Raw genomic sequence first — 13,160 nt, forward strand, 5'->3', positions numbered from 1 at the left:
GCATGAAACTTTGGTCTTGTCTTAACAGCCCAATCATGGACTCTACCATTAGCGATCCCCGCAGTGATAAACAACAGCCTAAGCTGTGCACCGTGTGAAAAATACCGCCAGATGATTACAGTATAATGACACTCTTAAGTTTCGCGATATCTAAATGTAAAAAAATATATTTTCAGCGTTTGTTCATTTTTTACTCTGATTATTTTTTACTCCACGCTATACTATTAAGCCCCGCAAAGCTCTCCGTATTAAACTTGATTGGTCATTCCACCTTTACTGCTCTAGTTTGTGTTTTAAGTAAAGGTGAGTATTAATAATAACCAAAGAATACAACAAGATAACTTCAGCTGTAATTAGCCTTGCAATCACTATCGACTGATTCTTAACTCTTGTAATCGTGTTTTCTGCTGTCCTTGGCTATCAAAGTTTTCCATATCCAGCCAATCATTAAATGCCTGCTTAATTAATGGCCACTCACGGTCTGTTATGGCATACCAATTGGTATCCCTATTACGCCCTTTTGTCACGATAGCCTGCCGGAATTGCCCTTCATACTGAAAACCGAACCGCGATGCTGCCGCGTTTGATGGCTCATTCAGTGAATCACATTTCCACTCACACCGGCGATAACCTAACTTATCGAAGACATAATGTAATAATAAATAGATGGCTTCAGTACCCGCGGAATTACGTTTTAAGCGCGGTGACCAATTAACTGAACCTATCTCGATAACACCATTATTTTCATCAATTCGTTGTAATCCAACCGTTCCTAATGCAAGACCTGATTGCGCATCAACCACGGTGTAATGGAAGGCATCTTTAACATTGATTAATGTTTGGAGATATTGATGGAAATCATCTTCATTTTCAGGCCGTTCGCAATAAAAATAAGTCCAATCGCTGGCATCTTTAACCAAGTGATATGCTTGATAGAGACATTTTTCATGTTTATCGGCATTTACCGGCGCCAGATAACAAAAATGCCCGGGCAAAATCTCCCGCTGAGGCCGTTGCGCTGATTGCCAATGCTCTAATTCTGCTCCGATAGTTTGTCCAAAGTGGTTTTGTTTCATTGCATGCTCCCGTTGTAAGCAACTGTCAGAGAAATACCAATAATTATCACCCGCGCATTATTGCCCAAGATAAGTCCTGCTAAATCATAGCAATATATAAAGCGGATGTAATATAAGAAAGTAGAAAATGATGATGTTTGCACTTAGAGGAGGAATATAAGGCAGGTACTGAATACCTGATATAAGCACATAACCACTTACTATCAGGTATTCAGAAATAGCTAACTATCACCCACGGCGTAAATTGACTACCGGTGCAACATTGGGGAGCTGTAATCCATCTTTGACTTCCAACAGATGCCCATTTTCATCGTTATACAACGTGAGGCAGGAACCGGCTTTTAATTGGGCAATCATTGAACCTGACATCTCCATACTGTCAGCCAATTCATCGTCATTAAGATGTGGCCGATGCCCACGGCGTTCAACTTGAAAACGCACTTGGTTATATTTAGCCCAAACAATCAGCACCACAGCATTAAATGCCGCAATCGCTGCATACAATGCCAAGGTCGTCAGGCCCGCCAGAATATACACTCTGAATGGAATTGGCCCCATATTCGGTGCTCTGTGGATCATATCCAAAAAGCCTTTCACGAATAAGAAGATAAAACCAAACCAGGCCAAAGCCGTAATAATAATATCGATCCAGCGGGGGATCGTCCGCTGTTCGGTATGAATCAAAGGTGCACTCATGGTTTAACCCTCCCGATCCCACGGTCTGGGCTCACCCAACGCGCACGTTTACGCTTGGTATTGAGCATGACTTTCGGGAACGAAACCACTGTGGTGAACAAACTCAACATCCAGTAAACCATTGGATACCAGATAATCCAGAACAGCGAATTCCCCAATTTAGGTTCATAGCGCCGCTCAATCACCAAGCTAATAGCAAACTGCAACAGACAAGTCAGAGCCAATACCATCCCGGTAAAGGCCGGTGGGAAGACCGTCTGCACATGAATTCCCGGTGGTAATTTGATAACCATGCCCAGCAGGAACAGAATAATACTGAACAGATAAGTAAACGCCCAAGTGATAGACAGTGAATACTCAAGGAACAGCAACCACATCCGACGATTACGCCAGCGCCACAGCTTGAACATATTCTTCAGGAAGACTTCCGCCCCACCCTGTGCCCAACGCAAACGCTGCTTCCATAAACCACCTAAGGTTTCTGGCATCAAAATCCAACACAAGCCCCGCGGCTCAAAGAACACCGACCAGTGCCTGATCTGCAATTTCCAACTGATGTCGATGTCTTCGGTGATCATGTCTGGGCTCCAATAGCCCACATCGGCCAACGCCCGGCGACGGAAAGCCGCGACCACACCTGATACCGTGAAGACTTGACCATAGACTCGTTGAGTCCGTTTAATCAGCCCAATAATAGAGGAGAACTCACCCACCTGAACACGGCCAATCAAGGTTGAACGCGTGCGGATACGAGGGTTACCGGTCACCGCACCAGTACGTGGATTCGCAATGAGCGGTGCGACCAGATAAGGCACCGCATTCTTGTCCAGCAAGGCATCACCATCGATACACACCAGATATTCGCTGCGAGCCGCCGCCGTCCCCATTCGCAGAGCAATAGCTTTGCCTTGGTTATGGGCCAGGTGAATAACACGTAGACGTGGGTCTTCAACCAACATCGCATCTAACACTTGCGCTGTATCATCACTGGAACCGTCGTTAATGGCGATAACTTCAATGTTGGTATAAGTCTGCGCCAGTGCCGCATGAATGGTTTCCCGCGCATTTAACCCTTCGTTAAAACAAGGGATTAAAATAGACACCAGCGGATTGCCTTTCAGCTCCGGAGGTGGCACATCATCGCCCCACGCCCAATGTCTTTCACGGCGTAGCCAGAAATAGACACCGCCAGTTATCCAAATTCCGGACATAAACAGCGGATAGAAGAAGACAAAGTTCAGCAAAACGTCGCCGGTAAAGAGCAGGATCATCCCCGCGGGAATGCTCAGTACCAGACATAGGATGAGTAACGCAATAATTCTATCGATCATATAAAGGATACCAAGCAGAAGATAGCACAGGGCGGACATCTTTTAGCGGTGGTTCGCCAGTGATAAAGTTATCCGGATAGTAACCAAAATTTTGCGCGCCATTTAACTGCAACTGACGCATCCATCCCGCCAGTATCGGACCACTGATGGCATTTTTGTCTTCAGGTTTGGTCCAGTCCTTCGATTGCAGTTCAAATACAGTTTTATCCAGTGCTCCGGGCCGCTCAGCAACCTTATTAACCAGTCGTGAAAGCCACTCATTAGACTCAGATAACGGTACCTTCTCCATTAGCGGCATCGCCATTGGGGCGACCCAATCATAGTTAGCCAAGAAATCATCCAGATTCTGCGCAAACCATGCTTCGCTTTCCGGTTCCAAAATCGGCATAGCAAACATATTACGGGCTGATTTCACTTGCGGGCCGCGAACATCGCGAACCTGACGGGTCAGCTCATTAGTAAAATCAATCAGATACTTACTCTTGTAGCGCGTCCAGCGCTGCATCATCTCTGGGTCTTGGCGAATGGTCGCAATCGAGCCAGGGAAACCGGCTTTTTCGTATGCCCGAATAGCATCCGGGGACGCATCTTCAAAATCAGACATCACCGCATCGTCATGATAGAGCACGCCGTCAATAGGGGCGCTATAGGCCATATCACGGTAAATATCGATGATGCGCTGGCGAACTTCCGGGTTAAATGGTGACAAACGACGGTATTGGTCCGGATCGATGCTGGTCTTGCCCGTTTTCGGATCAATACGTTTAATCCGAGGTAACGATGGATCCATTTCAAACGCCAATACTGGCATCCAGGCATAAACCTTAACATCTGGACGTGAAGACAATTGCCAAGCTACACGGTTAAACAAGTCTTGGCGCATCGGTATCCAGCGGTTCGGGAAATAAACCTGACGAATATTGCCATCCCCTTTCGGATCAGAAAACGCCTGCAAGAACACGGTCGTCACCCGTAAATCGGCAATACGCTGTACCAATTTATCGAGATTCTCTTTTTCCTGTACTGGATCTGGGTCATAGAGATAATCCAAATCCACATGCGCCACCCGCATGATCTCTTTTTCCTGCACGGTGGTGATGGTTAGCGCAAAGTCCTTCAGTGATGGGTTATTACTGATAAGAATTCGCGGAATATTCATCAGATCATTAACGTTACCAATGCCCGGCTCCAAGGTCATCGCCAATTGATAGCCGTGTTGACGTAAAATATTCAGCACTGTGCCGTTAGCGGCACCGTATGGCCAAACCCACACTCGCGGCTGTTTACCCGTCGCTTTAACAATGCGCTCGGTTATCAACGAAACATCTTTTTCCATCCGCTGCTTAAAGGCAGCCTCTGTTTCATAGGTTTTGGTTTTCGCGTCATATATCAGGTTAGCGGCGGCAGGTTCGGTATTACCCTGCGGATTAGCCAACGCCCCATAATGAGAAGCATAGGTGTGCGCACCAATCTCGACTAGGCCAGACTGAGACATTTCTGTAATTTGCTTCCAGGTAGCAAACTTTTCTCGTGGGGTGCTTAAACCGCCAAAGTCAACATTCTTATTGGGCGGTGTATCAAGCCAGGTTCCCACCGGAGCCAAAACTGCGTGCCAGCTATACGCTTTTAGCAATGGATAAACACGGCGATAAAAGCTGCTATAGCCATCATCAAAGGTCAGAAGCACCGCTTTATCAGGCAGTGGTGCCCCACCATTATGGGCTGCCAGAATCTGATCAACAGAAATTACGTTGTAGCGGTTATCACGTAGCCAGGCAAATTGTTCACTCAATGCGCTGGTACGAGCAGCCAGGTAACGTTGATCCGCTTCATCATCTTCAATGTCATGATAAGCAATGACCACAAAGGTATTTTTTTGCCATGGTCTTTCACTTTGTGGCAATGCACGTTCAGCCGGAGGAACGAAAACAGGCTTCTCGGCATAACACACAGAAGCCAGCAGCGTTATCATTCCTACTACAAGTATCCGGATAATAAATAATATCTTCGCCATAACGCTGATCCCTTAGAAACGGTAATTCAAATCGAAAGCGAGCGAGAGGTCATGCTCACGAGCACCATCATAAGGGCGCTTGTCGTAGATAACGGACACACCAGTATCAACGACATCATTCCATTGGACACGTTGTCCATAACTTGCCGTAGTTACCAGACCATTACCGTAGTTTTTCTCCCAGTAGCCACCGACACCAAATTGCACTTGTTGGCTCCAGATTGTTTTATAACGGCGATACATAATGTGATTCAGAGTGACCGCAGGAAGGTAGGTGAAATCCCGTTTTGGGTTGTAGTAAATCACGTCTTCTTTGGTGTTAGTGCTTGCAGCCAGACCAAGAGAGAAATCAGCAGTCAGATAAGGCCCAGTCCAAATACGCTGGCGACCATTGAGCTCATATTCCCAACGTTTGTTACCATCTGAATAATCTGACGGTGTCACATTGAATTCGAGATCACGGCGATCATCGGCTTTCCAGAGCACAAAAGCAGAAGCACTGTTGGCGTAAATATTGTTTTTCAACGCTCGCAATGGCGTGTCTTTGGCCAGTCTTTCAACCTGACCACCAACCCGCCAATGGTCATTAAAATCATACCAAGTCGCTAACCGCGCCCCGGTTTTATTACCAAAACCGTAGTTCTGGTTATTTATCTCGCCTTCGACCCATAGGTCACGAGAAGTCCATTCACCGCCTAAACGCATAACCCGGTTAATACCGGTCCCTTCTTCAAATTGCGCATTGTCATAGCTCCCACCACCAAACACCCGCCAATTATCCGCAATCGGTGGGCTATATAGCAGAGTTTCAATGCCATAGTCCTTGTTGCCACTGACTGGACTGTTTGACGAAATGGTGCGGGTACCGGTCACACGCAGTTCATACATATTATGAACCTTACGCTGGCGGTCTAATTCTTGCGAGGGCACATCTTCTGGCGAGCGGGCAATCACGTCATCAGTGAGCAATTCCATTTGACGCCACTCCTGCAAGTCCATAGCAGTTTCAGCTTGCGCACGTTCCAAAATCAGACTGCGTGGCTCTAATGACTCTACCGCTTTCAGCTCTTGTTCCGCTTTATGCGGCCAATCGCGAGCCAAATAGACACTGGCTAAGGCAATTCTTAAATCCTGATTAGCTGGCGCGGTGCTGGATAAATCTGTCAGTTTTTTCTGTGCCGCAGGCAGATCATTAAGTGCAATCAGAGATTGGATATACAACGTCTGCGCTTCAACCCAATCCACATTAGGCTCTTTACCACTTAAACCGTAAAGCCCTACCTGATACGGTGTTTGCTCACTATAGTTCTTAGCAAATTGATGCGCTCTATCCAGTTGTTCACTTTCATTCAGTGCGTAGTAAAGATCGTCAGCATCAATCACATCATCACTATTACGGAAAGTTTTGCCATCGGCGTAATACAGACTGGTCAGGATTGGCGCTGCTTTTTCTGGCATCCGGCGGTCGATATAAGCAGAAGCGGCCCAGCGACGAGCATAGTCCGGCATTTTGTAGCCTTCCGCTTCCATGGCTTCATAATCTTTAATTAATTCAGCCGTATTACGACGAACCAATAATGCGCCCAGCCGGTCAATTCGTGCTCGCTGATAGTCAGCCTGTGCTTCAGGAATTTTACTCCAGCGCGTTAACAAATCCTGATAGTCAGCAAGCGCTTGATCGGCGATATAAAAACGCTCGGTTTCACTGCGCGTTGGCAGCACCGCCATCCGAACTTGCTCGGCGGCAGCATCTCGCTCCAACTGGCGATATTCTTCAGCCGATACTAGCTTCGGATTTTCACGAGCAAGTCGTAATGCCGGATCGGCAATACGGTTTCTTTGTAGAATCTCGAGGTGATTTTTTAATACTTCCTCAGACTCAGGAGCCAATCGCACCGCTTCACTTGAAGCCTGCAAGGCATCATAATTACGATTAGTTGCGCGGTTCAGGTAAGACAAAGTCATATAGTTTTTGGCAGTAGGATCACGCTCGGTTAACTCTGTCGCTTGCTTCAGCGCCTCACCTCCGCGCCCAGAATCAGCCTGCGTCATGATCATGCCGGTGATAAGGTCGGGGTTAGTAGGGTCTTTCTTTAAACTGCTTTGCCACAAAGCCAGAGCTTGATCCCAACGTTTTTCGTTACGATACGCGCGTGCTGCTGAGGCCAAACCACGCGAGGAGATATTCATTGAAGAGTGATATCTTTCGTAGACGTCAATCACCTCCTGATCACGCCCTGCCCAGCCTGCTATTTGTAGCCAGTCGTCTACCTGACCGCTATTAAGCGGCCCAGCTTTGGATTCTTTTTGTAAATAATCAAGGACCGGCGCGGTATTCCCAGCTCTAGCTTCAATGATTAATGAATCATACTGTGTATCTGCCAAAACAGGATTAACTGAAAGGCCGGAAATTAATAGCGCTAATAAAGTAATTCTGTGCCGGTGCAACGGGCGCAGCAGTGTAGTAAATGCGTTATACATTATATAACCCTTAAGCCAGCAACTTGTTTGATGATCAAGAAAAGCTACTTCGCAAACATCCATTTTCATTGTTGAATTATGATGAAATGAAGTCCTTTGAATGTATTACAGCATGTTACATAGGATAGTTGAAAGAAAATACTATTGTCGAATTATTATAGAATATTGTTATTCCAGCGATTAATAGAGGTGAAAATGTGATATGGGCGTTATTCTGGATGCAACTAAGATTATTCTTAGTGGAAAATTCTTCAAAAAAGCGAAAAATAAAGACTAAATATTTTTACTAAGGCAATGCTGCGATACAGTATCCTGTGAAAAGACCGCACGATTTGGTTTTTGGGTTGTTTTATGGAATTCTCTGCTACTTAGAATTTTGAATATCTAAAAGATTCTTTATATTTGGAGTCTGTAAAAAAACACCATTACTGGCTGAGTTAATTATCACTTCCGTTATAATAAAAAAATAAAACCGTACAAAATTAGACACTGCCGACAAAATTGATCCAAGCCAGAGGTTAAAACATTTTTCACCCTTAACCTTATATTTTATATGTGTATTTTATATCTCTTTTTTCAGTCATCTTTCTTATTTATTGGTGAAGTAAATAGACCCCATTAAAAAATCACAGAGTCTATTTTCTTAAATGAGCTTAGCTCGCATAAGATGAGAAGTCGCACACAACTTAATTGAAATGCAGCAGATCGCGGTCTAGTTTACTCAAAAACTCAAAACCGTTATCGGTAATGAGTATCATATCTTCCAACATAATCGAGCCAATCCCGATACCATAATAAGGTGTCTCTAGGCTGAGTACCATTCCGGGACAAAAGGTTTCCGTTGCCAATGTGCTGACGAACGGAGCCTCTTCCAGCCCCAGAAATACACCATCGCCATGCCCAAGATGGCCGCGATTATAATGAGGCAAACCAGACTTTTTAATGACGTCCATAGTGGCATCAAAGACATCTTTCAATTTCACGCCAGGAGCGACCATCGATAGCATATGCTCATGCCCGGTCCTGATAGTGTCGTATATCTGCTGTGTTAGCGTGTCTGGCTCACCCAGCACAAATGTCCGAGCAAGATCAGCGCCATAACCTGCAACATCCACCCCGCAATCAAACTTAATTAAATCGCCAAACTTTGCCGGCGTTTCATCAGCAAACATTTTAGGTGAGAAATTATCACCGATAGAAATAAGATTAAAACGAGCAAAATTCGTCGCCGGATGACTCATCACTGCAGCTTTAAATGCGGCGGTCAATTCTGCGGCGGTGCAACCTACACGGATATGCTTAATCGCGCTGGCAATACCATATTCAGTGATTTCAGCACTCTTACGTAAGTGTTTAATTTCCCAGGAGCTTTTAATCATTCTTATTTCATTAAACAGTGGCGTAGAATCAACGAGCTTTAGCCCCGGAGCCACTTGGTCTAAAACGCGTTTTCCCCCATTGGACATGACATGTAATTCAATCGCAATTTTCTTATCCAATACGCCTGCATTATCTAGAGCCAATTTGACTAAATTAAAAACCGCCTCGACCGGTGGGCCAATAGGGCGCTCACTCTTTTTCTGATGATTAAGTGGATTACGCGGATCATCAACATCAACCCAGACAGGGAAAGTTTTCAGCTCCATATTAGGCATATCGAAATGTGCGCTGGCAGCCTCAAATTCATTCATGATGATTTGCGAAGGAATACTCGCATCGCGAAACATAATCGCGACAGCTGCACCGGTATGGCGGAATGTGTACATAAAAAAGCTAGCGAACCCGGTGAGATAATAGAAATTATCACAGACAGTGACCACCAGAGCATCCAGCCCTTCCCGCTCCATAACCGCGCGAGCTTTATGACCCACTGCATCTAAATGGGCAATTTTTTCTTTATCCACTGAGTCTTTATTCACCAACATGTTATTCACCAATATGCCCTGCAAGGCTTACTTTTCTGTAAGCTGAATCATATACCGGTTATAGGCGAGATTCTAACGGGCAATCAAGGCAACTGCCGACACCGGGCAATTTGTTTCGTTGGCAACAAGTACGGCGTTCCATACCACCATTGCGTGGAATAACAGTGCGATAGAGAGGATTGTCCCGCCCGTCAGGCAGGCTTGAGGTGAGAAATAGGTTTTCGATAATATCCTCATAGCCATCAATAGCCCCCAACTTAGTACCGAACTCGCGCAAGTACCAAAACATCAAATAGCCAATGTTATTCCATATTAACCGGATGTTTGCTTTGGGTTGGCGCTCTATTCTTCGCATAACAGGAATAATATGATGATCGAGCAATAAATAGAGCCGTTCCAGTAAAGAGGACGGTGATTTATCTAACCAATGATGTTGATAGTAGATAGCTTCAGGCCGCCCTGTGGTATGAAACTTGATTCGGACTCTTTCCGGGCGAGTATCTATTGCTGTAGGCAATGCCAGCAGCAGCAAAATCATAGGTGGAATTAGCATACCGAAATACCACTGCCCCCACAGCGAGTGCAGAGCTTTATGATTCGGATTAAGTTCTGTGTCGCTGTAGTAGTGGCTTTCATACGTTTGCATCAATATTGGCAAACTATTCGACCACTGCTCTAGCGATATGCTTTCTTTGGGAACATCAGTAGCATCGACATAAAATGATTCAGAAAAGTGGACGAATGTGCGAGCAAACAAACTGGCGACTTCATCAGAAATCGCCGTTGTTAAAGGGTAAATTGCTTCAGCTGCATTCGACACAATCCATACTCCACGAATCTATATGGATTATATTATTACACTCAGTGATAATGATTATCAATGAGGTTAGTTAATAATTCTCAACAGTATTAAAGGGTAGAGTTATGATTCCAATAATAGGCAATCGCCATATCAACATATGGCTATATATTAATCAATCGCATAATTGACTGACATAACTCCCTTTTTCTCAGAAATAGACAGCACGGTAACTTTACCTAACACTTGCAATGAGCTGACATGAGTGCCGCCGCAAGCATAAGCCGGCAACTCGCCAAAACCGACCGCACGAAAATCTCCCTGTACTGAAATTTTTCTTGGCAAATCCTGGCGAGTAAATTCATCTAAAGCTAACTGAATAGCATTAATATCAATGGGCTGCAGAGCTTCGGCTCGCTTAAACGACACCCGCCCTTCTCCCGGCCAATGATGCGCTTTCACCGGTAGCCAGCCATAGGTTTCGCCAATATTGCCAATCAGATGCCCTGCTGAATGCATCCGCGTATTTAGGAAACGGCGCTCACTGTCGACACGGGCCTGATGACATCCCAATGCTATAGGCGTTTCCAGATAATGGATTAATTGCTCTTGCTGCTGAACCACACGAATGACCCGACTATCCCCTATGTAGCCGGTATCTGATGGCTGCCCACCACCTTGTGGATGAAAAATAGTTGCTGACAATATGACGGCAAACTGCCCACCATCAGGTGTACAGCTCAAAACATCAACCTGCGTAGCCAGCATATCGTTCTCAAAAAATAGACGGGTTGTCATACTCATTATCCTTTTATCATTTCCATTATGATTATATTGATGTCAATCTAGTGTGATAATCCGTCACATCTTCAAAGGACTATTGCGCTGTGAGCACAAATCTCCCGCTGTCTCTGCTCAGTGAAATGGCTATTTTTGTGAAAGTGGTCGAAACCGGCAGCTTTTCAGCTGTTGCTCGTCAACTCGGCGTTTCACCTTCAGCCATTAGCCGCAGTGTCAGCCGACTTGAGAAAGCACTGACAACCCGGTTACTGCAACGGACAACTCGGAAATTGCGGCTGAGTGACAGTGGTGAAGAGGTCTTCACGCGCTGTAATGCGATGCTCAACGCCGCCAACTCGGTAATGGAAGTTAGTGGTCAGTATAATCAAGAGCCAGAAGGCCTTATCCGCATCAGCGTGCCGAAGGCCGTGGGACGTTTTGTCATTCATCCTTATATACCTGAGTTTTTACGCCGCTACAGCAAGATAGATGTGCAGTTAATATTAGATGACCGCTACGTTGACTTAATTGATGAACATATAGATTTAGCGATTCGAATTACCAACCAGCCGCCGCCGGGGATGGTTGGACGGCAATTAATGGATATTGAACATTTATTGTGCGCCACACCAGAATATCTCGCTACCTATGGAGCACCGCTACATCCCCACGATTTGGCCCATCACAGCTGTATTTATCTGGGAGAAACACCGGGAGATGCACGCTGGAAATTCCGGCAAGGTAGCAAAGCGGTTACAGTGGCAGTGCAAGGCCGCTATGCAGCGAACCACACCGGGGTTAGGTTGGATGCGGTATTACAACATATTGGTATCGGCAGTTTGCCTTATTTTACCGCCAGAGCAGCGTTGCAGCAGGGGCTAATCGTGCAGGTATTACCAGAGTGGCGATTTATCAGTTCATACAGTGGCGGTTTATGGCTTCTCTATCCACCGACGCGCTATTTACCCGCCAAATTGCGGGTGTTTATCGATTATATTGTCAGTTGTTTACGCAATGAACCCAACTTACCGCCTCGCTAGCTAGAGGGTTATTTTATCGAGCGCTAAAAATCGCGAGGCAGCAAGTTATGGGCAACGCTATAATTATGGTTTTTTCGCCAATAGCGTCGCAAAGCGCAGCTTTATTCGGTTGCCTTGAGCATCGGTCTTATGTAATTGACCAACGTCTTCGTTGTATTTAATGATATCCCAGTCTTTATAATACTGACTCAGTTCACCTGATTTTAATGTGAAGGAGAAAGGCACGGTACAAGGGAAGTCATCGGTCGACATGGCGGAGATGATCAGGTTGTAGCCGCCGGGCAAAGTACACTCCTGCATATTATTGATAATATATGGAATTCTTTCCGGCTGTAGGAACATCAACACCACAGTCGAGAGAATAAAATCATAACGATTATCTAAACTCGCTTCATTGATGTTGTAAGTATTGGCAGTAATATTTTGCAGTTCTTCTTGTGCAATAATCTGCTGTAAATTGCTGATGCTATCGCCATTTTTATCTACGGCGGTGACATCAAAACCTAATAAGTTCAGATACAGTGAATTACGCCCAGAACCACAGCCTAAATCCAGAGCTTTCCCCGGTTTAACGGTTTTCACTGCGGCAATCACTTCAGAATGTGTCGGCGTTAAATTGTATTTCTTATGGTAAAAATCTTCCGGAGTGCAATAAAAACTGAGTTGGCATTGCAGGTCATCTGAACAACCCGCAATACGATGCCAGACTTGCGGCTCAATAAACGGCGGTTGATGCTCACCAGAGAATGAATGCCTTTCCAAGGTATTGCCCGCCTCGTCAAGGATCAGAAAATCCATTTCGCCACTCAGAATGGTCAGTTTGGCCCAAGTTCCTGCTTTAGTATTATGCTTTTCGCGAAACATCGCTGGCACGCCAGCACTGTTCCAGACAGGCAATTGTTTATAACAAAGTAGCTCTGATCTATTTTCCATGCTGATATTCCTCACATAACTTAAAGATGCATTTAATATGCAACATATAATACAGCATTAATGTGACCAAATGAAGTGGCGAAGT

10 protein-coding genes are annotated in these 13,160 nt (G+C 45.3%); 1 reads left to right on the forward strand and 9 read right to left on the reverse strand.

Annotated features, from left to right (window positions below):
• Positions 1-368 precede the first annotated feature (368 nt).
• The 8 genes from FTA96_RS04505 to FTA96_RS04540 all read right to left on the reverse strand — a co-directional run bounded on the left by FTA96_RS04505 (position 369) and on the right by FTA96_RS04540 (position 11,120).
• Complete coding sequence (locus FTA96_RS04505) at positions 369-1,076, reverse strand: GNAT family N-acetyltransferase (protein WP_050107353.1); 708 nt, start codon at positions 1,074-1,076, stop codon at positions 369-371.
• 228 nt (positions 1,077-1,304) lie between these two features.
• A complete protein-coding gene (gene pgaD, locus FTA96_RS04510) occupies positions 1,305-1,772 on the reverse strand; it encodes a poly-beta-1,6-N-acetyl-D-glucosamine biosynthesis protein PgaD (protein WP_050107354.1) in 468 nt (155 codons plus the stop codon).
• Positions 1,769-3,103 (reverse strand): poly-beta-1,6-N-acetyl-D-glucosamine synthase, encoded by a 1,335-nt coding sequence (gene pgaC / locus FTA96_RS04515; protein WP_050107355.1) that lies wholly within the window; start codon positions 3,101-3,103, stop codon positions 1,769-1,771. The genes pgaD and pgaC overlap by 4 nt, the downstream gene beginning before the upstream one ends.
• Positions 3,093-5,117, reverse strand: a complete 2,025-nt coding sequence (gene pgaB / locus FTA96_RS04520; RefSeq protein ID WP_050107356.1) for a poly-beta-1,6-N-acetyl-D-glucosamine N-deacetylase PgaB — start codon at positions 5,115-5,117, stop codon at positions 3,093-3,095. Before pgaB ends, pgaC begins: the two co-directional genes overlap by 11 nt.
• 12 nt (positions 5,118-5,129) lie before the next feature.
• Positions 5,130-7,598 (reverse strand): poly-beta-1,6 N-acetyl-D-glucosamine export porin PgaA, encoded by a 2,469-nt coding sequence (gene pgaA / locus FTA96_RS04525; RefSeq protein ID WP_050107357.1) that lies wholly within the window; start codon positions 7,596-7,598, stop codon positions 5,130-5,132.
• Between the two features lie 686 nt (positions 7,599-8,284).
• Positions 8,285-9,502: a M24 family metallopeptidase gene (locus tag FTA96_RS04530; protein ID WP_050134128.1), complete on the reverse strand. Its 1,218-nt coding sequence runs from the start codon at positions 9,500-9,502 to the stop codon at positions 8,285-8,287.
• A 79-nt stretch (positions 9,503-9,581) separates the two neighbouring features.
• On the reverse strand, positions 9,582-10,343 hold the full coding sequence (fhuF, locus tag FTA96_RS04535; protein WP_145573257.1) for a siderophore-iron reductase FhuF: 762 nt from the start codon (positions 10,341-10,343) through the stop codon (positions 9,582-9,584).
• A 150-nt stretch (positions 10,344-10,493) separates the two neighbouring features.
• Complete coding sequence (locus FTA96_RS04540) at positions 10,494-11,120, reverse strand: serine-tRNA(Ala) deacylase AlaX (RefSeq protein ID WP_050107359.1); 627 nt, start codon at positions 11,118-11,120, stop codon at positions 10,494-10,496.
• 89 nt (positions 11,121-11,209) lie between these two features.
• Between FTA96_RS04540 and FTA96_RS04545 the strand changes: the two genes are divergently transcribed.
• On the forward strand, positions 11,210-12,142 hold the full coding sequence (locus tag FTA96_RS04545; RefSeq protein WP_145573259.1) for a LysR family transcriptional regulator: 933 nt from the start codon (positions 11,210-11,212) through the stop codon (positions 12,140-12,142).
• 63 nt (positions 12,143-12,205) lie between these two features.
• Here the strand turns inward: FTA96_RS04545 and tehB are convergent, their stop codons facing one another.
• Positions 12,206-13,075, reverse strand: a complete 870-nt coding sequence (tehB, locus tag FTA96_RS04550) for an SAM-dependent methyltransferase TehB (protein ID WP_145532488.1) — start codon at positions 13,073-13,075, stop codon at positions 12,206-12,208.
• Positions 13,076-13,160 lie beyond the last annotated feature (85 nt).

It is taken from the genome of Yersinia alsatica, from assembly GCF_902170305.1.
In the GTDB taxonomy this organism is placed as follows: Bacteria; Pseudomonadota; Gammaproteobacteria; order Enterobacterales; family Enterobacteriaceae; genus Yersinia; species Yersinia alsatica.